This is a genomic window from Hasllibacter halocynthiae (assembly GCF_003003095.1).
Taxonomy (GTDB): Bacteria; Pseudomonadota; Alphaproteobacteria; order Rhodobacterales; family Rhodobacteraceae; genus Hasllibacter; species Hasllibacter halocynthiae.
Genome location: NZ_PVTT01000003.1, coordinates 60,038 through 78,515 on the forward strand (window position 1 = coordinate 60,038; position 18,478 = coordinate 78,515).

The following is an 18,478-nucleotide window of genomic DNA, read 5'->3' on the forward strand; positions in this document are numbered from 1 at the left end:
CCTATTCCAACCGGGTCCAGTTCTGCGCCCGGCAGATGACCCCGCCCAGGACGCAGCCCTCGACCCGCAGCACCTGCCCCTGCAAGGTCAGCCTCGAGCTGGAGCGCCCGGAGGTCACGTTCATGTCGGGAACCCAGATGGTGCCGCCCGACCAGACGTTCGGCGCGGTCGGGGCCATCCCGTCGATGATGCCCCGCCCGACGACCTCGGCGCGCCGCTCGCTCGTGCCTCCGAACGCGTCCGTGATCTGGCCGCAGGCCTTCGATGCGTCCGAGCCGCAGGGCCCGATGCGGACGTGGACATAGGCCCCCCGGTCCGCCCCCCTGTCGCTCGGCTCGCTTTGCCAGAGGCCGAACACCTCCTGCGCGGCCGCCGGCATCGCGAGAAGGCCCAGCGTCGCGGCGATCAGTCCGATTCTCATCCTCTTTCCTCCCGGGTCGGCGCCCGGCGCGATGCCGGGCCAGCCCGCCGGCGCGGCACGAAGAGCGTGGGCGCCCCGCGCCGACAAGCACCCCCGAGGCTAGGCGCCCGGCCGGCGGGGCACCCAGACCCCGGCCCGCCAAAATGCGCCGAACTGGCTGGCCCGGTCATGGCTGGCCCCGCCGTTCCCTGCGACGTTCGGCGCCATGCGACGGGGATCCGAACGAACGCCGGCTTCGGCGGCGACATGCCGCCCGGGGGACGTGCCAGTCCCTTCGGCCAGCGGATGCCGTAGCGGTTTTCCCCGCATCCGGGTGGCCGGGCCAGCCATGCGGGGAAGCCTCCGAAGGGAGATGGGATCGATGAACGGACGCCTCGGCAAGACCTGGACGCTGCTCGCCGCCACGGCGGCATGCTGCCTTCCGCCCGCCGCGACGTCGGCGCAGGGCCAGCGGTTCGTCGACAGGTTCGAGTTCACCCCCGGCGTCGCCCGCCTCGAGTTCGACATCGACGTCGAGTCCCTCGCGATCGCGGGCTTCGACATACCCGACGCCGATCTCGACGTCTCGTCCTCGACCCTGCCGTCGGTCACGATCGCCTTCAACATCAACGAGAACTGGTCCATCGGCACGCTCGTCGCCCCGCCCCCTGAGGCGCGGATCAAGGCGGCGGGCTCGCTGGATTTCCTGGACCTCGACATCGGCACGGTACGCTACCTGCCCGTCAACGTCGCCGTGCAGTACCGCTTCACCAACTTCGGGGCGTTCAGGCCGTTCCTCGGCGTCGGGGCCGCCTACTTCCTGGTGCTCGCCACCGAGGACGACGAGACCAGCGGCCTCGAGGTGGACGACGCCCTGGGCGGGGTGCTGCGCGCCGGCTTCGACTTCGCCGTCAACGAGAACGTGAGCCTCCATTTCGCCTACAGCAAGGTCTTCCTCGAGACGCAGGCGCGCACGACCCTGCCCTTCCTCTTCGACGTGCCGACCGAGGTCGAGCTAAGCCTCGACCCTTCGGTGGTCGAGGCGGGCCTGACGATCCGCTTCTAGGCAGGATGCCCGCACGGGGCAGCCATCGGGCGCGCGTTCGGGGGACGGGGCCGGGTGGCGCTTGCGGTACTCGCTGATCGACATGCCGAACCAGCGCACGAACGCCCGGCTCAGCGTGGTGGGTTCGGAGAAGCGCAGGCGCTCGCACACCTCGCGGAGCGGGCGGCCGTTCCCGATCTCGCGGAGGGCGAGGTCCCGCCGCGCCGCGTCGAGAAGCGCGCGGTAGCTCGCGCCGCGCTGCGTCAGCACCCGGTTCAGGGTCCGCTCGCTCACGTGGAGATGGGCCGCGACCTCTCGGAAGGGGCATTCCTCGCCCCCGAGGATGCCGCGGGCGATCCGGCGCCAGGCCTCGACGACCGGGTCCCGGTCCTGTGCCAGCAGCGCGGCGGCGTGCTCCTTCAGGATCTGGTGCAGGTAGGCGTCCCGCGTGCGCAGGGGCCGCTCCAGCGCGCCCGGCTCGAGGAGGAGGGCGTCCTCCTCGGCGCCGAAGCGCGCCTCGCAGCGGAAGGTCTCGCGGTAGGCGGTGCCGTATCCCGGATCGCGGTGGCGGAACCGGACCTCCCTGGCGGGGGCCGGAAGCCCCGTGAACTCCTTCAGCGCGCCGAGGAGCCGCGCCAGGGCGTGCTCGCTCGCCGAGCGGTTCTCGTGCCGCGGCGACAGAAGGCGGCGCGTGACGAGGACGCCCTCCTCCAGCTCCTCGACCTCCAGCGCCTCGGCCTCGCAGATCAGCGGCGCATAAGCCTCCCATGTCGCCAACATCTCCCCCACGGTCCGCGTGCGCTTGGCGAGGTGGCAGACCAGGTGCCGGCTCCGCGGGGCGAGGCGGGCGAGGCGCAGCCCGATCGTCGGCTCGCCCAGCACTTCCTCCGCCAGCGCCCAGAGGCGGTTCACCGCGCCGCGCCCGACGCGGGCCCTGGCGTCGTCTAGGCGGGCGAGGGGCAGGCCCGTCGCCGCCTCGAGGCGCGCGCGTGGCAGCCCCCCGCCCCGCAGCAGCAGAAGGGCGAGGGGCCGCGCGGCGTCATGGGCCGAGGAGCGGGGCTCCAGCGCGAACCCGTTCCGGTCGGGCACCGCGGCGCGGCCCCGCCCGCCGGCGCCCTCGTCGATGAAGGCGTCCAGCATGCCCTCACTCCGCGGGGACGGCGCCGGAGGATCCCGCGGGCGGCAGGGCGCTGGGATCGTAGTCCATCAGCCCGCGAAGGCCGCTCCTGCGGTTCGCCTCGCGCGCCAGCACCCGTTCCTCGGGCGAGGCGTAGTTCGCGTCCCAGTGCTTCAGCCGCTCCACCATCATCCGGTTCCAGGCCGGCGGGATCAGCGTGATCCCCATGGTGGCGAGGTAGCCGTACCGCATCTTCGGCGCGTCAGGCAGGGACATCAGGTCCTGGAACGGCACCTCGCCCTGGGCGTGGTGGTGCGAGTGGCGACCCAGGTTGAACATCGCCCAGGAGGAGAAGACCGCGTTCGTGTTCCACGAGTGGCGCGGCTGGACCGGCTGCTCCGGCACCCGGATCATGCCGTAATGCTCCATGTAGTTGACGATCTCGAGGAGCGAGCGCGCGAAGAGGGCCGTCAGCGTGAACATCAGCACGCCCAGCCAGCCGGCGATCAGGAAGGCGGCGACGAGCAGCGAGAGGCTCATCAGGAGGCCGCGGAGGTACGCGTTGCGCAGCGACCAGACCGGCAGCCCCTTGCGCCGCAGGCGGTCGGCCTCGATGCGCGCGGCGCCCAGGTTGGTGTGCACGATCGAATGGACGATGTGGGCGTAGACGTTGCGCCCGCGCGGGGCCGTGGCGGGATCGATGTCGGTCGCGACGTAGCGGTGGTGGCCGTAGACGTGCTCTATCGAGAAGCCGACGTCGAAGCTGAACGCCAGGAGCCAGCGGCCCACGAACATGGACACCGGGTCCCAGGTGCGGTGGGTCAGCTCGTGCGCCGTGATCGTCGCGAGGCCGCCGATCATCAGGCCGACGCCCACGATCCCCGTGACGTAGCGCACGACGGGGTTCGCCTCGGCCCGCGCGGCGACGATGTCGTACCCGGTGGTGGCATGGACGAGGGCGCCGAAGCCCAGCGGATCGCCCGTCGAGAGCTGCCACATGAAGCAGAAGCACAGCAGCATCACCAGCGGCAGCGCCGTCCAGAGCTGAAGCGTCAGGATCCAAGGCTGCCCGTAGTCCGGCGTCGAGACGTCCTCGCCCGCGATGAGGTCGCCGAAGGCGTAGGCCACCATGATGATGGCGACGCCGATGACGGCGTAGAACCCGCCGAGCAGCACCGTCGCGATCGCCAAGAGCCCGGCCATGTGGAGCACCCCGAACTTGAGGTAGTCGCCCGGCTTCGCCCGGGGGCGGTCGATGACCGGCAGGCCGACGGCGCCCCAGAAGTTGCTCTGCCGTCCTTCGCGGATGATGAATCGGTCCGCGTGGATCGCCTCGCCCGGCATGCCCAAGGCCTTCAGCGCCCCCTCGGCGCTATCGACCATCCCCGGCGGGCCGCAGAGATAGGCCGCCTCGACGCCTTCCGCCTCCTCGGCGATGAAGTCCGTGACGAAGCCGTGGCGCCCCTTCCAGTCGGGGTTGTAGTCGTCGTCGCTCAGGACAGGGACGAAGCGGAAGCCGGGCCGGCGCGCAGCGTAGCCCTCGATCTCCTCCAAGGCGTAGAGGTCGCGTTCCTGCCGCGCGCCGAACATTAGCGTGACGGGACGGCGGTCGCCCGTCCGGTCCATCTCCTCCAGGATGGCCAGGATGGGCGCGAGGCCGCTTCCCCCCGCGACGAAGAGGGCCCGGCCCTCGCCCTCGCGTAGGTGGAACTCGCCCGCGGGGCCGCGCGCCGAGACGCCCGCGCCGACCACGTCCTCATCGAAGACGTGGCCCGAGAACGCCCCCCCTGGCACCCGGCGGATGGTGAAGCCGACCCGTCCGCCGTCATCCGGGGCGGTGGAGAAGGAGTAGCTGCGCGACGCCTCCGGCAGGTCGTCCAGCGTGAGGCTGGCGAACTGCCCGGCCCTGTAGTCCAGCGGGCGGTCGAGCTGGACGTCGAGGCGCACGATGTCGTGGGTCAGGAACTCGCGGCCGACGATGCGGCCCGCGACCTTCTCGGCCGAGACGACCGGCTCGGCCGGCAGCTCGATCTCCACATCCGTCCGCGGGCGGCTCTGGCAGGCCAGGATGTAGCCGTCCGCGATCTCCTCCTCCGTCAGGACGTAGCCAGTCTCGGTCAACTCATCGACCTCGCCGCCCGTCAGCCTGCACTTGCAGGTGGCGCAGCCGCCGACGCGGCAGATGAAGGGGAAATCGATCCCGTCGCCCAGTGCCGCCTGAAGGATCGTCTCGTTCGGCGCGACCTCGACGGCGCGGCCGTTGATGCGCGCGGTCCGCGGACCGCGCCTGGAAAAGATGTGCAACATTTCGCCTCCCCGAAACATCGTCGGGGCAGAGTGACGCCGCTCGCCACGCCCGTTCAGGGCCGCCGTGGACAAAAGGGGGTCATTTTCCGACATTCCAGCATGCCCGACGTCCGGCCGAGCGCCGAGAGCACGACGATCAACTACCTGCCGCAGATCGCGCGGCAGGTGACGGCGGCAGGGGGCGACGCCGCTGCATGGCTCCGGCGGGGCGGCCTCTCCGAGGCCGGGCTGGCCGACCCCGGGACGGTCGTCCCCATCGAAAGGTACAGCGCGCTGGTCTGCGACGCGCTACGCATCACGGGCGACAGTGCCCTCGGCCTGGCCCTTGGGCGGGCGCTCACGCCCGGCACGCACGGCGTGGTCGGCCTCGCCGCGGCGGCTTCGGGCTCCGTCGGCGAGGCCTTGCGGATCGCCGAGACCTACTTCGCCCTCCGGACCTCGCTCGTCCGGCTGGGCATCGACGACCGGCCGGCCGTGGGTCATGTCCGCGTGACCTTCGATCCCTCGCCGAGCCTCGGCGATGCGACGGGCGTCGTGCTCGAAGCCGCGATGCTGACCGTCAAGAACTTCGTGGACAGCCTCGTCCTTCAGGAAGGGATCTGCGAGGAGGTCGCGTTCGCGCACGAGGCGCCCCCGCACGCCCCGCTCGTCCGGGACTTCTTCCGCACGCGGATCGCCTACGGGAGGGACTGGTCGGGCCTGTCGCTGAACCGGCGGATGACTGCGCGGCCGCTCGGCACCCGGGACGGCTTGGTGCTGGCCGAAGCCATCGCGATCTGCCGCCGCGAGCTGGAGCGGACCGCCGACGCCACGACCACCGCCCTGCGGCTGGAGCGGATGATGCTGGAGATCGAGGCCGGCTTCCCTTCCCTCGATGCGGCGGCGCGGCTGATGAAGATGTCGCCGAAGACGCTGCACCGGCGCCTCGCGGCGGAGGGCACGTCCTATCGCGGCGTCCTCGAGAGCGTCCGCAGCCGCCTCGCGCTCGAATACCTCCAGACCCGCCGGATCAGCGTGCAGGAGACCGCGTTCCTCCTCGGCTACTCGGACTCGGCGAACTTCCGGCGGGCCTTCAAGCGCTGGCACGGCGTGCCGCCCGGTCGCTTCGACCGCGACTGAACCTCTCGGGCCCGGCGGCGTTGGTCCCCGCGCGATTCGCGCCCACCGACGAGGAGCACACACCATGAGCGAACATGAGAACAAGCTGAAGGCCGCCGGCAACAAGGCCGCCGGCGCCGCGAAGGAAGCCTGGGGCGAGGCCACCCACAACGAGCGCCTCGAGGCCGAGGGCAAGGGCCAGCAGCTGAAGGGCAAGGCCCAGAAGGCCCTGGGCGACGTCGAGGGCAAGCTCGGCGACAAGAGCTGAGCCTCCGGGCGGGGGGCGGGCACCCGCCTGCCCCTCCGCCCGCCCCGAGGCGGCCGGCCCGCCCGCCGCGAACCTACTTGCCCCCGGAGGCCCCCCATGCGCCGCGCTGCCCCGCTCCTGCCGATCGCCCTCGCCCTCGCCCTCGGAGGCCCAGCCATGTCCGACGACGCCCCCCTCTCGCCTGCCGAATCCGATCCCGATCGGATGGGCTGGATGGAGGGGTTCCCACCCCCCGAGGACAAGGTGATCACGGGTGCCGACCCGTCCTTCAACGACTTTCCCAAGCTGCGCTGGACGGTCTGCCACTACCGCGAGCTGCAGCCGACGGTGGCCGTCCGGGACGGCGCCGGGGCCGCGCGCGATCTGGAGCGGGCGATCGATCCGGCCGTCGGCGAGGTCCGGTTCACCCCCTGGGGCGCCGAAGCGCCGATGACCTTCGACGAGGCGTTCGACGCCAACTACACGGACGGGCTGATGGTCCTGCACCGTGGCCGCGTCGTCTACGAGCGCTACGCCGGCTGCCTCGACGAGGAGGGCGCCCGCGCCCGCGGCATCCATGGCGCGATGTCGGTCACGAAGTCAGTGACCGGCCTCCTGGCGGAGATGCTGATCGCGGAAGGCGCCCTGGACGAGACGGCCGCCGTCACCGACCTGATCCCCGAGCTGGAGGGCAGCGCCTATGACGGCGCGACGGTGCGCGACGTGCTCGACATGCGCACGGCGCTCGACTACTCGGAGGACTACGCCGACCCGGACGCCGAGATCTGGGCCTACGCCCAGGCGATAGACGGCCTTCCCGCGCCGGAGGGCTATGACGGCCCGCGCGGCGCCTATGCCTACCTTCCGACGCTCACGGCGGCCGGCGCCCCTGGCGGTGCCTTCGACTACCAGACGCCCAATGCCGACGTGGCCGGCTGGCTGGTGCAGCGTGCCGCCGGCGAGCCGCTGGAGGAGTTGCTCTCGCAGCGCGTCTGGGCGCCCCTCGGCGCAACGCGCGAGGGCTACTACATCGTCGATTCGCTCGGCATCGCCTCCGCCGGGGGAGGCTTCAACGCCGCGCTGGAGGACATGGCCCGCCTCGGGCAGCTGATGCTCGACGGAGGCATGGCGGGCGGGACGCGCATCGTTCCCGCCGAGGCGGTCGAGCGGATCGCCGGCGGCGGCGACCGCGCGGCCTTCGAGCAGTCCCATTACGACGACCTCGAAGGGTGGAGCTACCGCTCGCTCTGGTGGCACACGGACACGGACGCCTACGCCGCGCGCGGCGTCCACGGCCAGACGATCTACGTCGACCCCGACGCGGAGATGGTGATCGTGCGCTTCGCCTCGCACCCCGTGGCGGCGAACTCCGCCAACGACCCGACCTCGCTTCCCGCCTACGCCGCCGTGGCCGACTACCTCCGGACGAAGGACGCGGACTGACGCCCCCGCACAGCACCGGCCCCTCGCGGCGCTACTCCCCCGGCACCTGGGAGGCGCCGCGGGCCAGGGCGAACGCGCGGCCGAAGCGGGCGAGGGCCTCCTCCCCCACGTAGAGGACGTCGCCGTCGCGCATCTGGAACTGCGCGGCGTCGAGTTGGTCGGACGGGTCCGCGAAGTCCGCGCGGATGATCACGTCCCCCGTCACGGTCCGGATGCCGCCGTCGCGCTGGCGCAGCAGGAAGCTCTCCCCCGGAGGCTGGCGGCGGAACACGAAGACGTCCTCGGGCTGCGCGCGCCGCGCCGAGAGGCCCCCGGCCTGCGCGACCGCGTCCTGCAGCGTCAGCGCGCCGGGGACGAACGGGATCGGCCCCGGCGCCACCACCGCCCCGTCCGCGAGGACGGAGGCCTCGGCCCCGCCTACGATCACCGTGTCGCCCGGCTGCAGCGGCACGTTCTGCGAGGGCACGCGCCGAAGGTCGGCGAGCAGCGCCGTCGCGCTGTGCCCGCCGCGGATCACGGTGATGGTGGTGACGGCCGGATCGCCCTCGGCGCCGCCCGACTGGGCCACGACGTCGAGCACCCGCTCGCCCCGCGCGGTAAGGGGCACGGCGCCGGGTGAGGCGACGCTTCCCTGGACCGTCACGACGTCGGTCGGCTCGCGCACCACGGTGACGGCGGCCTGCGGGTCGAGCGCCCGCTCGCGCAGACTTCGATGGTAGTCTGCCAGAATGGCACCACCCCCATCAGAGCCTCCACGCTGGACGCAGCGGCGGGAGCGATCCCTGTCGCGACGCCTGCTGTTCGCGGTGGGTTTCGACGTCATGCTCGGCTCCTACCTCATCGCCGTCGGTGCCGTGCTGTTCGACCTTTGGCATGGGAAGGCGTTCGAGTTCGCGGACCTGCTGCTGCCCTACACCGCCCTGTTCACCGTGGGCGTCTACTACATCGGCTTTCTGTATGGCCCGCTCCTGCTCGTGGCCGCCTACGCCGCCAGGGGTCGCTCGTTCCGTTCCGCGCTCGCGATTCGTCTCCTCGCCTTCGCCACGCCCGTGCTCGTGCTGGTCGCGGTCGGGGCGCACGAGGTCATGACAGGCGCCGCTACTGATGCCGCTGCGGGCTGGAGCGGCATGTCCGCCGCGCTCCACCCGCTCGCGATCCCCCTCCTTGCCGGCCTTCTCAGCACTATCACAGCGGAAGTCGCGTTACACGTCTCGCCACGCCGTGCCGCAGCCTCCGATCCTCCGGACCGCTAGCCATGCGTGCGAAACGGCTAGGCCCCCGCGCCGCTACGTTCCCGGCCGCACGAACCGTGCGCGGTCCGAACGCGGCGCGAGCGGCCACAAGACGGCGGGCCAAAACCGGACCATGCGCACGGCCTCAGCGCCCGGGGCGGCACCCTCTTCCAACACGATGGGCAGCAGCTCGTCGTCAGGTATGCGCCGTTCGGGCAGTTGGTCCCTGGTCACGAGGGGGCTGACCCAATAGGTCGCCTCGTTGCCCGAAACGGACGCCGGGATGCGGCTCGTGCCGTCGTCGCGCTCCCCCTCCAGCCGCTGCGCAATCCGCGTCTCGTCGGCCGAGCGGGTCGGATGATCGCGCAGGTGCGCCAGGCGACGGGCCATCCACGACAGCCAGCCCGCATCGTCGCGCCAGTCGGAATCGAGCGTGAACACCGCTACCAGTCCGAAGCGCGCGCCGTCGGGATAGCCCGGATGCTTGTCCTCGCGCAGAGCTTCATGCGCCTGCACGACGTGGGCCAGCGTCAGGGGAAGCGTGCGCAGCGGCCCGCTCCGGCCGATGCTGCCCCGTACCGAGCCTTGCCACATGATCCATGCGAAGCCGACGGTCAGAAAGGCGAGCAGTCCGACCAGAACCCATGCGACCGTGTCCGAGGGGATGAGCCAGAACGCGAGTTGGGACAGGCCAACCAGGGCCGCGAACGCGACGCCCAACGTGATCGCAAGATCGGTCAGGCTCGTCTGGTCGGGATGGGTCTGCCGCGGCTTGGGCAGGGTGCGCGGGGCGGGAGCCAGGGCACGGAACGCCTCTAGGTCGAGATCGCGCGAAGCGTGCGGTCCCCAAACGGGCTCGATCGCCAGGAAATGAGTGGGGAGCGAGCCCGGCCCGACCTCGACGTTCTGAGCGAACACCATGATCTCCGGACCCTCGCCGACCGCCCCGTGATCATCTGGGCCGTGATCGAGATCGTCGAGCACGCGCATGCGCAGATCGGCCTCCGCCTCGCTGTGCGCGGCCTCGTCCCAGGGCTCTGCCTTGATCTGCGCGGCCACGACGAGGCGGGCGCCGAGCCGTCGGTCGACGAACGCCATCTCCTCGATCCACAGACGCACGATCCGGCCGGCTCCGTCATCGAGGGACGCACGCAAGCTGCGCACGAGCGATGCGGGGAAGCGCTCGGGTGGCTGAAGCCGAAAGCCGGACGCGAAGCGCTCGTCATCGGCATCCTGCGCGCGCGCGTCGTTCACGGGCTCTCTCCTTGCAGCATGATGTGGGGCCGTTCTCGCGCACCTATGACAAGGGCTACCGACCATGATGCGGCAAAGCCAAACGTCTTTCCAGCAAAGGACGAAACAGGAGTATGCTGCTACGGCAACGCTGCTGATCTGTGCCCAGGCCTTCGCATGAGAGGCCTTTCCCGAAAGCAAGGCCCTGAACCGTGCGAACTCTGTGTCGACGACGATCTCCTCGTGCCACGAAGCCTGTCAGGCGGGTTCGGGTCTGTTCGCGGATGGGGGCCGCCTTTGGGCGATTGTGACCTCGCCTGCGATCACCTGGGCGAGCAACTCGGTACTCGGATCAGCGGCGACGACTTCTGGCGGATGTATCTCGTCGAGCGAAATGCCGGCACACGGGCGGAGGCGATAACGCCCTGTCTTCAAACGATGACGATGGGCCACGAGATCCACGGTCTCCCGGTTCACTGATGGGAAGCCTGATCTAGGTTCCGATTCCTCCGCCAGATTTCTGTAGCGTCCGCCCGGACGAAGGAGATGGATGGGCGAAGGCATCGAGGTTCCCCTGCCTTCGAACGACGATCCTGCGGCGCTTGGCACCTCCCTCCGGCGGCAGGCCCGACTGGACGTCGAGCGGCGGCGGCGTGCACGATAAGCGCCGACCGAGCGCCGCGATCTCCGGTTCCAGTTGAGCGCCCGCCCTCGCCGCGCCCGCCGCGTCGACGCCGTCCAGCCGCACCTCCAGCCGGTCGCCGTGGTCGATCACGCGCCAGTCGCGCACGGGCTCGGACAAGGCGGCGAGGATGCTGCGGATCGCCTCGGCCGATACCAAGCGCCGCCCGCCCTCGCCGGGCCACCACAACATGTCGTCCTCGCGCCCCTCGATCCGCGCGAGCCGGGCGCTGGCGCAGCCGCAGGGGCAGGGCCGCGGGTCGGGCAAGAGCACGTCGTCCAGGCGGTAGTTCAGGATCGGCAGGCTCTCGCGGGTGAAGTCGTGCACGACCGGGCAGAAGGCGCCCGTGTCCGGATCGACCACGTCGCGTTCGATCCGCAGCCAGCGCTCGTTGAGGTGCAGCCGCCCGGCGGGGCAGGTGAAGGCGAGCACGCCCTCGGTAGCTTGGTAGACTTCGTCCACCCGGCACTCGAAGGCGGCCGAGGCGGCGGCGCGGTCCTGGGGCGAGAGCGTCTCCGCCACCGAAATCACGCGCGCGGGCGCGAGGTCGAGCGCGCTCGCCGCCTGCGCCCCGGCCAAGAGGCCGAGCATCCGCGCGGGCGCGATCAGTACCGTGGGACGGAGCGCCGCCAGCCGCGGCAGGTGATCCTCGACGGGCGCGAGCATGTCGAAGAACTCGAATCGCAGCATCGGGTTCGCGAGCGTCCGGTAGAGCCGGTTGTCGGCGCGCATGAAGAACGCGACACGCTGCCGGCGCGCGAGGCCTGGCCAGAAGCGTCCGGCGAGGATGGCCGCCCAGAGGCGCCGCTCGCGCACGGTGGCGAGGAACAGCCCGCGCTGTCCGGAGGTGCCGGTCGACAGGCCGACCGACACCTCGCCGATGGTGGGCGAGAAGTCGCGGCTTCGCTCGGCCGCGAGCGCCACCTCGAAGGCCCGCTCGCGGTCGATGCCGCAGGTGTTGATTTCCGAGAAGTTCTCCATGAGCCGCGCCTTGGTCATCCGTGGTAGCGCCTCGAGAGGCACGGCAGACAGCGGGCGGTAGAAGGGCGAGCGGGGCATGACCGCGCGGCGGAACCGCCGGAAGCCGCGCGCGTGGTGCGCCTCGATCGCCGCGCGGCTCGCGAAGGCCGGGGCGTAGCGCGTGCGCAGGAAGGCCGCGAGGCTCATGCAGCCGTCTCCCGGCAGTGCGACGGGTCGATGCGGATCTCTGGACGCGCCTGCATCAGGGCGCGCAGGGCGTCGAAGGTACGCGCGTAGGCATCAGCGTCCCCCAGGCGACGCAGGAGCCATCGCGGCGGCATCCGCCCCGCGCGCAGCGCCGCGCGGGCATAGGCGGCGTCCGCGACGAGGAGGCGCGCCGCCTCGGGGACCCACAGGCCGGTTTGGCCCACCCCGTGACCAGGCAGCGGCACCGCGATCAGGCAGCCGTCGCCCAGCAGGTCGTGGCCCTCCGGGAAGCCCGGCAGGCCCGTCGCGACACGGGGGCACGCCTCGACCGGGCTGAGCACCCGCGCGAGCACCCCGTCGCGCAGCCCGGCCGGGCAGGCGGCGCGCGTGGCAGCCCAGTCCGCGAGGCCGCGCAGATGCGCGATGGCCGCCCGCGAGGCGAGGACGGGCACGTCCCGCGGCAGGTCCATGAGGCCCGCGACGTGGTCGCCGTGCATGTGCGTCAGCAGGACGAGGTCCGGCGGGCGCGGCAGCAGGTCGGGCAGCGGTGCGGCGGGCAGCGTGACGGGCGTCGCCCAACGGTAGAGGCGTTCGGGGAAGCGGGCGGTGGCAGACAGGAACGCCGCGCCGTATCCGGTGTCCACCAGGATGCACGCGTCCCCGGTCTCGATCAGCGTGGCGAGGGCGGGAAGTTCGATCCGACCGCGGCCGGCGAGCCCGGCCGACGCGGCGAGCACGGTGCAGTGGCCGAGCGCGAGCGTGGTCAGGCGAAGCATTCGGCCAGCCCCTCCTCCAAGCCAACGCGTGGGCGGTAGCCCAAGTCCCGCTCCGCCGCCGAGATATCGAGCGTGAGGCTGCGCCCGAGCGAGACGACGGCCTGCCGGGTCAGCGGCGGCTCGCTCGCGCCGCGCAGGCGCGCCGCAGCCTCCAGCGCTCCGGCCAGGGCCAGCGCCGCGCGGTAGGGCAGGTGGACGGGCCGGAAGTCGAGCCCCGCCCGGCGCGCGGCCTCCCGAGCGAGGTCGCGGAAGGCGAAGGTCTCGCCCGAGGCGACGTTCCAGACCCCTCCACCGGGTCCCCGCGCCGCCATGCGCATGGCGGACGCGGCGTCGCGCCGGTGCGTCAGGTCGACCAGCGCGTGCCCCCCGCCGATCAGCGGCATCCGCCCGCGCGCCAGCGCCGCGCGGAGCCGGGGCAGCAGCGCGCGGTCGTGCGCCCCGTAGATCGCCCGTGGCCGGATAGCGGTGCAGCGCATCGCCGGCCCGTCGGCGGCCAGCACCATCGCCTCGGCCCGCCGCTTGGTGTCGGCGTAGGGCGTCAGGGCGCGCGGCGGCAGGGGCGCGTCCTCGCGCAGGTTCAGCCGGTCGGTCCCGTCGGCATAGAGGCTGGGGGTCGAGGCGAACACGAAGCGCGTCGCGCCGGCCGCACGGGCCGCGTGGAGCAGGCGCCGCGTCGCCGCGACGTTGGCCGCCTCGAAGGCCGCTGGCGACCCCCAGGCGGAGCTGAGCGCGGCGCAGTGGAAGACCACGTCCATCCCCTCGACCAATGGGCCGAGATCGTCGTGGACAAGGTCGGCCGGCCGGAAGTCGGGCAGCGCCGCGGGCGCACGGGCCGTGGTGCGGACCTGCCAGCCCTCGGCCGCGAGCTCGTCCACGAGGGCGCGCCCGAGGCAGCCGCTGGCGCCGGTGACGAGGGCGCGCATCAGAACCGCAGCACCGCGCCGCCCAACGAGATGCCGGCTGAGGTGCCCATCAGCAGCGCCGTCTGCCCACGGCGCAGCCGCCCGGTGCGCACCGCATGGTCGAGCACGGTCGGGATCGAGGCGGCGATCTGGTTGCCGGTCTGCGCGAAGATGTCGACGATCCGATCGCGCCCGAGCCGCAGCGCGCGGCCGGCATGGCGCAGGGCCTGGGCGCTGGCCTGATGCGGCAGGACGCAGTCGATCGCGCCGCGATCGAGGCCGCCGCGCGCCAAGAGGCGCGCGAGGAACGCCGGCATGTACCGCGACGCTACGCGGAACGCCTGCGCGCCGTCCATGCGGAACCGGTCCTCGCCGGCCGCGATGCCGCGGGCGGGGTTCACGCGGGTGCCGCCCGCCGCGAGCACGCAGGCGCCGTGCCCCTCCGCGTAGGTCTCGAAGCCGCGCGCGAGAATCGCGCCCTCGCCGGCCTCCAGCACCGCCGCCGCCGCGCCGTCGCCGAAGATCGCGGCCGCCTCCGGGCGGTCCCAGTCGAGCCCCGCCGAGGCGATGTCCGACGAGAACACCAGCACCCGCCGCGCCTCGCCCGCGGCCAGCTTCAGCGCCGCAAGGTCGAGCGCCTGCACGAAGCTCAGGCAGGTGGCGTTCACGTCGTAGGCCGCCACCCCCGAGCCGCCGAGGCCCAGCCGGTCCGCCACGAGCACCGCCGTCGAGGGGATCGGCTGCTCCATCACCCCGCAGGCGCCGAGGATCAGGTCGAGGTCCGAAGGCGTCCACCCCGCCATGTCGAGCGCGCGGCGCGCCGCCTCGACGGCCATGAAGGACGTCGTTTCCTCGGCGCCCGCGACGTGGCGTGCGTCGATGCCGTAGCGCGCGCGGCACCGCCCTGGCGCCCAGCCCCGCATGGCGTCGACCTGCGCGGAGGTCAGGCGGGTTCGCGGCAGGTAGCTGCCGGTGCCGCGGATCGTGAGCGACGGCGAGGCGGTCGGGGATGGCATCTGAGCCTCCGTTATGGAACGCTGTTCAGGAACATTGACAACGGCGCGCCGGTCGTCAAGAACTATTTTGAACAGCGTTCAGGAACCGATCATGGCCCGACCCCGCTCCTACGACCACGACGCGCTGCGCGCGGCGACGATCCGTGTCGCGCGGCGCCTGCTCGAGGAGGGCGGGCCACCAGCGTTGACGGCGCGCGCGCTCGCGCGGGCGGTCGGCGCCACGCCGGGCACGGTCTACGCGGTGTTCGGGAACCTCAATGCCGTGCTGCTTGAGGTGAACCGCGAGACGTTCCTCGAGCTCGCCGCGGTGATCGACGCCGTCCCGGACGGGCCCGCGGCGGACTGGCTCGACCGGCTCGCCGACGCCTATGTCGCGTTCATGCTCGAACGGCGCGACGTCTGGCGGGGCCTCTTCGAGGGCCCGCGCGAGACCGAGAGCTTTCCGCCCTGGTACACCGAGCTGATCGACCGCCTCATCGGGCGGATCGCAGCGCCGCTTGCGGAGCTGGGCGCCGGGCCGCGGGCGCGCGACCTGGCCGAGCAGCTCTTCGTGTCGGTCCACGGCGTGGTCGCGCTGGCGGCGATCGGGCGGCTCGACATGGTGACGGCGCGCCCCGCGCAGGCGCTCGCGCGAGAGGCGGTCGAGACGACCGTGCGCGCGATCAAGGCCGGGCCGGCATGAGTGCCCTCGCGGGCGGGGGGCTGATCCTCGGCTCGGCCCGCTGCGGCTCGACGCTGGTGTCGCGCATCCTGCGGCTGCATCCAAGCATCCTGTCGTTGTCGGAGCTGTTCGCCACCGCAGGGCCCTATGCCTTCCGGCCGGCGCGGGTGTCGGGCGCGCGCTTCTGGGCCCGCCTCTCGACGCCCTCGCGGGCCTTTTCGGCCATCGCGAACCCGGAGACCGCGCCCGGCGAGTTCCTTTACGGCGCGGCGCCGTATTCCGCGCACGATCCCTGGCGATGCCCGCCGATCCTCGCGGTGACGCTGCCGCATCTGAGCGACGATCCCGACGCCCTCTTCGCCAAGCTCGGCGCCGAGGCGCGCGACTGGGGCGTGCGCGACCTGGGCGATCAGTACCGGGCCCTCTTCGCGGCGCTGGCACGGCACGTCGGCGGCCGGCGGATCTGGGTCGAGCGGTCGGGCGGCTCGCTGGTGGCGGCCCGCACGCTCCTCTCGACGTTTCCGGAAGCGCGGCCCGTGCTGCTGCTGCGCGACGGGGCCGAGACCGCGCTGTCGATGCGGGACTATCCGGCGGCGCGGGTCGCCATCTGGGCCTGGCGACGCCTGCGACCCATCGGGATCGACCTTCTGGGCGAGGCCGGCCATTATGGGCGCGGCGCCGCTTGGCCGCTCGTCGCCGCCCTGGGGGGCCTCGGCGCGGTCAGGCGCATCGCCGCGACGCAGCCCTCCCTGACCGATTGCGGCGCCTTCTGGTCTGCCGTCACGTCCGCCGGGCTGCGCGCTCTCGATGGGCATGCGCCTCTCGCGATCCGCTACCAGGACCTGTGCCGCGCCCCTCGACCGGAGATCGAGCGCCTGGGTCTGTACATCGCGGGCGACGCGCCGGAGGCATGGCTGGCCGCCGCCGAGCGGCTGCCCCGGCGTCGGCCAAGCCGGATCCCCGACCTGCATACCGAAGAACGTGACGAACTCATGCGCTCCTGCGCCCCGGGTGAGGACGCCGTGCGGCGGTGGCTAGGCTCCCGAACGTGTTGACCGCCGTCGATCGCGACGAGTCGGCACTGATCAGACGGTCGATGCAGGTACACCCATACGGCAGGCGACAACATCCGCTTTGCAACCCAAATGATGCGCGGATCGCCCCGACGGGCGTCTCGACGAGGCATGCCCGTCGATACGTCGAGATGTGCCGTCTGCCGTTCACGGTCTTGACCAGACCCGACGTTGGCCGGCCGGAGTGCCGATGGCATGACGATCGATCCTACAGTCGCGGCAACGTCCGCTCGGGAAACTGGGCGACGAGCACCTCGATGAAGGCGCGCAGGCGGACGGTGATCGAGTGGGGGGACGGGTAGACGAAGGACAGGGGCGTGCGGGTGCCGGAATGGTGGGGCAGGAGGCGCACGAGGGCGCCGCCCTCAAGGTCGCCCTGGACCACGAACTCGGGAAGGTAGGCGATCCCGGCTCCGGCGAGGGCTGCGTCCCGCAGCACCGTCAGCGAGCCGGCCGCGGCTCGGCCCGAAACCGGCACGTCGAACCTGCGGCCATTCGCGAAGAGCGGCCAGGTCGCCTTGAGGTCGCGCCCATGGAGGAGCGCCGGCAGGTCTGACAGGTCCGCCGGCGTCCGCGGCACGGCCCTCGCCTCGAACAGACCCGGTGCGCCCACCGGGATCGTCTCGGCCTCCGCGAACACGCGCGCGGCCCGCCCGCTATCCGCCAGGGGCCCGACATGGACGGCGCCGTCGAAGCCCTCGGCCATCAGGTCGACGGGGCGGTCGAGCAGGACGATCTCGAGGGTGATCGCGGGATGGGCCCGGCCGCAGGCGGCGATGAGCCGGCCCCCGAAGGCCTGAGCGAAGAGCGAGGGCATGCGCAGGCGCAGATGCCCCTCGGGCTCGGAGCCGCCCGCGGCGACGAGCCGCTCTGCCTCGCGCGCGTCGGCGAGGATGCGTTCCGCCCGGGGCAGCAGGGCCGTCCCTTCGGCGGTCAGGCGCGAGGCGCGCGTCGTGCGCTCGATCAGGCGCACGCCGAGCGCCGCCTCGAGATCCTGCACGCGCTTGGACACGGTCGACTTGGGCGTCCCCAGCCCCAGTGCGGCCTTCGCGAAGGAGCCCGCGCGGGCGACGGCGACGAACTCCTTCAGGGCGTTGAGATCCATGCGTCCTATTATCCAGATCTCTGGACGATGAAACCAGGATCGGCGGACTACCTCCGATTTCGGGACCATGTATTTCTTCCGCAGACGCAACCGCACGGAAAGAGCCCCGAGATGACCGACCGCACCGCAGAGACCATCGTCGCGATTCCGAAGGGTTTCGACACGCCCGCCCTGTCCACCCGCGACGTCACCCGCGGCCTCGTCGGGGCGCGGATGGACCCGTTCCTGGTCGCCAGCCATTTCGACATGCGCGGCCCGGTCTTCCCGCCGCATCCGCATGCGGGCTTCGCGGTGATGACCTACATCCTGCCCGAGAGCGAGACTGCCTTCCTGAACCAGGACAGCACCGGCTTCGTCAACACGATCGCGCCGGGCGAGCTGCACGTCACCCTGGCGGGACGCGGCCTGCAGCACGAGGAGACGAACGTCGTCGAAGGCCGGTCCGCGCTCGGTTTTCAGATCTGGATCGACCTGCCGGATGCAAACCGCCAGGACGCGCCGCGCGCCATCCATGTCACGAATGACCGGATCCCCATCTCGGAGAAGGGCGGCGCGCGCATCCGCGTGGTCGCGGGGGCGTCGAACGGGATGGAGACGCAGATCGGCCTTCCGACGCCGTTCCGGCTGGTGGACGCGACCCTCGCGCCCGGCGCGCGCTTCGCGCAGGACCTCGAGGACGGCGAGCACGCCTATCTCCACGTCCTGTCGGGCGAGGCGGCGGCGGGCGGCGGCCGGGCGCGCGCCGACGAGGCGCTGTTCACGGCGCCGGGCGGGACGCGCCTGACGGTGGAGGCGGGCGCGGAGGGCGCGCGCCTCGTCCTCTTCGCGGGTTGCCCCCTCCACCGCGAGCCGATCCTTGGCGGGCCGTTCGTCGCCTCCACGGTGGAAGAGCTCCAGGGGTTCCGGCAAGCCTTCGCCGCGGGGCTGATGGGCGCTCTGACCGCCTTCGCGGACCGGCGGGCGGGATAGGGCCG

18 protein-coding genes are annotated in these 18,478 nt (G+C 72.3%); 8 read left to right on the top strand and 10 right to left on the bottom strand.

Going from position 1 to position 18,478, the window contains the following annotated elements; genetic code table 11:
- Nucleotide 1 precedes the first annotated feature (1 nt).
- Nucleotides 2-421 carry a DUF2147 domain-containing protein gene (locus BCF33_RS13490; RefSeq protein WP_106161776.1) on the bottom strand — a complete coding sequence of 140 codons (420 nt, stop codon included), beginning with the start codon at nt 419-421 and terminating at the stop codon, nt 2-4.
- A gap of 361 nt (nt 422-782) precedes the next feature.
- Between BCF33_RS13490 and BCF33_RS13495 the strand changes: the two genes are divergently transcribed.
- Nucleotides 783-1,466 (top strand): OmpW/AlkL family protein, encoded by a 684-nt coding sequence (locus BCF33_RS13495; protein ID WP_158259434.1) that lies wholly within the window; start codon nt 783-785, stop codon nt 1,464-1,466.
- Here BCF33_RS13495 and BCF33_RS13500 read toward each other — a convergent pair.
- The gene (locus BCF33_RS13500; RefSeq protein WP_106161780.1) at nt 1,416-2,585 is read right to left on the bottom strand and encodes an AraC family transcriptional regulator; all 1,170 of its coding nucleotides are present in this window, start codon (nt 2,583-2,585) and stop codon (nt 1,416-1,418) included. The two genes, BCF33_RS13495 and BCF33_RS13500, sit on opposite strands and share 51 nt — an antisense overlap.
- Nucleotides 2,586-2,589: 4 nt before the next feature.
- Nucleotides 2,590-4,869, bottom strand: a complete 2,280-nt coding sequence (locus BCF33_RS13505) for a fatty acid desaturase (RefSeq protein ID WP_106161782.1) — start codon at nt 4,867-4,869, stop codon at nt 2,590-2,592.
- Nucleotides 4,870-4,968: 99 nt separating this feature from the next.
- Here BCF33_RS13505 and BCF33_RS13510 point away from each other — a divergent pair, with 99 nt between their 5' ends.
- The 3 genes from BCF33_RS13510 (at nt 4,969) to BCF33_RS13520 (ending at nt 7,657) form a co-directional block, all read left to right on the top strand.
- Nucleotides 4,969-5,988 carry an AraC family transcriptional regulator gene (locus BCF33_RS13510; protein WP_106161784.1) on the top strand — a complete coding sequence of 340 codons (1,020 nt, stop codon included), beginning with the start codon at nt 4,969-4,971 and terminating at the stop codon, nt 5,986-5,988.
- 64 nt (nt 5,989-6,052) lie between these two features.
- On the top strand, nt 6,053-6,235 hold the full coding sequence (locus BCF33_RS13515) for a CsbD family protein (RefSeq protein WP_106161786.1): 183 nt from the start codon (nt 6,053-6,055) through the stop codon (nt 6,233-6,235).
- A 96-nt stretch (nt 6,236-6,331) separates the two neighbouring features.
- A complete protein-coding gene (locus BCF33_RS13520) occupies nt 6,332-7,657 on the top strand; it encodes a serine hydrolase domain-containing protein (RefSeq protein WP_106161789.1) in 1,326 nt (441 codons plus the stop codon).
- Nucleotides 7,658-7,688: 31 nt separating this feature from the next.
- Here BCF33_RS13520 and BCF33_RS13525 read toward each other — a convergent pair whose 3' ends face one another.
- On the bottom strand, nt 7,689-8,480 hold the full coding sequence (locus tag BCF33_RS13525) for an SLBB domain-containing protein (protein ID WP_106161791.1): 792 nt from the start codon (nt 8,478-8,480) through the stop codon (nt 7,689-7,691).
- On the opposite strand from BCF33_RS13525, the gene BCF33_RS13530 reads away from it, so the two are divergent.
- On the top strand, nt 8,479-8,910 hold the full coding sequence (locus BCF33_RS13530) for a hypothetical protein (protein WP_106161793.1): 432 nt from the start codon (nt 8,479-8,481) through the stop codon (nt 8,908-8,910). The genes BCF33_RS13525 and BCF33_RS13530 overlap by 2 nt on opposite strands.
- Nucleotides 8,911-8,943: 33 nt before the next feature.
- On the opposite strand, the gene BCF33_RS13535 is transcribed toward BCF33_RS13530, so the two are convergent.
- The 5 genes from BCF33_RS13535 to BCF33_RS13560 all read right to left on the bottom strand — a co-directional run bounded on the left by BCF33_RS13535 (nt 8,944) and on the right by BCF33_RS13560 (nt 14,665).
- Nucleotides 8,944-10,143, bottom strand: coding sequence for a hypothetical protein (locus tag BCF33_RS13535; protein ID WP_106161795.1), 1,200 nt, complete (start codon nt 10,141-10,143; stop codon nt 8,944-8,946).
- Between the two features lie 472 nt (nt 10,144-10,615).
- Complete coding sequence (locus BCF33_RS13545; RefSeq protein WP_106161799.1) at nt 10,616-11,971, bottom strand: F390 synthetase-related protein; 1,356 nt, start codon at nt 11,969-11,971, stop codon at nt 10,616-10,618.
- Nucleotides 11,968-12,747: an MBL fold metallo-hydrolase gene (locus BCF33_RS13550; RefSeq protein ID WP_106161801.1), complete on the bottom strand. Its 780-nt coding sequence runs from the start codon at nt 12,745-12,747 to the stop codon at nt 11,968-11,970. The genes BCF33_RS13545 and BCF33_RS13550 overlap by 4 nt, the downstream gene beginning before the upstream one ends.
- Nucleotides 12,735-13,670 carry an NAD-dependent epimerase/dehydratase family protein gene (locus BCF33_RS13555; protein WP_106161803.1) on the bottom strand — a complete coding sequence of 312 codons (936 nt, stop codon included), beginning with the start codon at nt 13,668-13,670 and terminating at the stop codon, nt 12,735-12,737. The genes BCF33_RS13550 and BCF33_RS13555 overlap by 13 nt, the downstream gene beginning before the upstream one ends.
- Nucleotides 13,670-14,665: a 3-oxoacyl-[acyl-carrier-protein] synthase III C-terminal domain-containing protein gene (locus BCF33_RS13560; protein ID WP_106161805.1), complete on the bottom strand. Its 996-nt coding sequence runs from the start codon at nt 14,663-14,665 to the stop codon at nt 13,670-13,672. Before BCF33_RS13560 ends, BCF33_RS13555 begins: the two co-directional genes overlap by 1 nt.
- Before the next feature lie 91 nt (nt 14,666-14,756).
- On the opposite strand from BCF33_RS13560, the gene BCF33_RS13565 reads away from it, so the two are divergent.
- The gene (locus BCF33_RS13565; protein WP_106161807.1) at nt 14,757-15,347 is read left to right on the top strand and encodes a TetR/AcrR family transcriptional regulator; all 591 of its coding nucleotides are present in this window, start codon (nt 14,757-14,759) and stop codon (nt 15,345-15,347) included.
- Complete coding sequence (locus tag BCF33_RS13570) at nt 15,344-16,381, top strand: sulfotransferase (protein ID WP_106161809.1); 1,038 nt, start codon at nt 15,344-15,346, stop codon at nt 16,379-16,381. Before BCF33_RS13565 ends, BCF33_RS13570 begins: the two co-directional genes overlap by 4 nt.
- 226 nt (nt 16,382-16,607) lie before the next feature.
- Here the strand turns inward: BCF33_RS13570 and BCF33_RS13575 are convergent, their stop codons facing one another.
- The gene (locus BCF33_RS13575) at nt 16,608-17,504 is read right to left on the bottom strand and encodes a LysR family transcriptional regulator (RefSeq protein ID WP_158259435.1); all 897 of its coding nucleotides are present in this window, start codon (nt 17,502-17,504) and stop codon (nt 16,608-16,610) included.
- Nucleotides 17,505-17,615: 111 nt separating this feature from the next.
- On the opposite strand from BCF33_RS13575, the gene BCF33_RS13580 reads away from it, so the two are divergent.
- The gene (locus tag BCF33_RS13580) at nt 17,616-18,473 is read left to right on the top strand and encodes a pirin family protein (RefSeq protein WP_158259436.1); all 858 of its coding nucleotides are present in this window, start codon (nt 17,616-17,618) and stop codon (nt 18,471-18,473) included.
- Nucleotides 18,474-18,478: the final 5 nt, after the last annotated feature.

What these genes read in the sequence shown, in the direction of transcription:
- BCF33_RS13490 (WP_106161776.1), bottom strand. Translation starts at nt 421, where the DNA reads ATGAGAATCGGACTGATCGCCGCGACGCTGGGCCTTCTCGCGATGCCG.
- BCF33_RS13495 (WP_158259434.1), top strand. Translation starts at nt 783, where the DNA reads ATGAACGGACGCCTCGGCAAGACCTGGACGCTGCTCGCCGCCACGGCG.
- BCF33_RS13500 (WP_106161780.1), bottom strand. Translation starts at nt 2,585, where the DNA reads ATGCTGGACGCCTTCATCGACGAGGGCGCCGGCGGGCGGGGCCGCGCC.
- BCF33_RS13505 (WP_106161782.1), bottom strand. Translation starts at nt 4,869, where the DNA reads ATGTTGCACATCTTTTCCAGGCGCGGTCCGCGGACCGCGCGCATCAAC.
- BCF33_RS13510 (WP_106161784.1), top strand. Translation starts at nt 4,969, where the DNA reads ATGCCCGACGTCCGGCCGAGCGCCGAGAGCACGACGATCAACTACCTG.
- BCF33_RS13515 (WP_106161786.1), top strand. Translation starts at nt 6,053, where the DNA reads ATGAGCGAACATGAGAACAAGCTGAAGGCCGCCGGCAACAAGGCCGCC.
- BCF33_RS13520 (WP_106161789.1), top strand. Translation starts at nt 6,332, where the DNA reads ATGCGCCGCGCTGCCCCGCTCCTGCCGATCGCCCTCGCCCTCGCCCTC.
- BCF33_RS13530 (WP_106161793.1), top strand. Translation starts at nt 8,479, where the DNA reads ATGCTCGGCTCCTACCTCATCGCCGTCGGTGCCGTGCTGTTCGACCTT.
- BCF33_RS13525 (WP_106161791.1), bottom strand. Translation starts at nt 8,480, where the DNA reads ATGACGTCGAAACCCACCGCGAACAGCAGGCGTCGCGACAGGGATCGC.
- BCF33_RS13545 (WP_106161799.1), bottom strand. Translation starts at nt 11,971, where the DNA reads ATGAGCCTCGCGGCCTTCCTGCGCACGCGCTACGCCCCGGCCTTCGCG.
- BCF33_RS13550 (WP_106161801.1), bottom strand. Translation starts at nt 12,747, where the DNA reads ATGCTTCGCCTGACCACGCTCGCGCTCGGCCACTGCACCGTGCTCGCC.
- BCF33_RS13555 (WP_106161803.1), bottom strand. Translation starts at nt 13,670, where the DNA reads ATGCGCGCCCTCGTCACCGGCGCCAGCGGCTGCCTCGGGCGCGCCCTC.
- BCF33_RS13560 (WP_106161805.1), bottom strand. Translation starts at nt 14,665, where the DNA reads ATGCCATCCCCGACCGCCTCGCCGTCGCTCACGATCCGCGGCACCGGC.
- BCF33_RS13565 (WP_106161807.1), top strand. Translation starts at nt 14,757, where the DNA reads ATGGCCCGACCCCGCTCCTACGACCACGACGCGCTGCGCGCGGCGACG.
- BCF33_RS13570 (WP_106161809.1), top strand. Translation starts at nt 15,344, where the DNA reads ATGAGTGCCCTCGCGGGCGGGGGGCTGATCCTCGGCTCGGCCCGCTGC.
- BCF33_RS13575 (WP_158259435.1), bottom strand. Translation starts at nt 17,504, where the DNA reads ATGGATCTCAACGCCCTGAAGGAGTTCGTCGCCGTCGCCCGCGCGGGC.
- BCF33_RS13580 (WP_158259436.1), top strand. Translation starts at nt 17,616, where the DNA reads ATGACCGACCGCACCGCAGAGACCATCGTCGCGATTCCGAAGGGTTTC.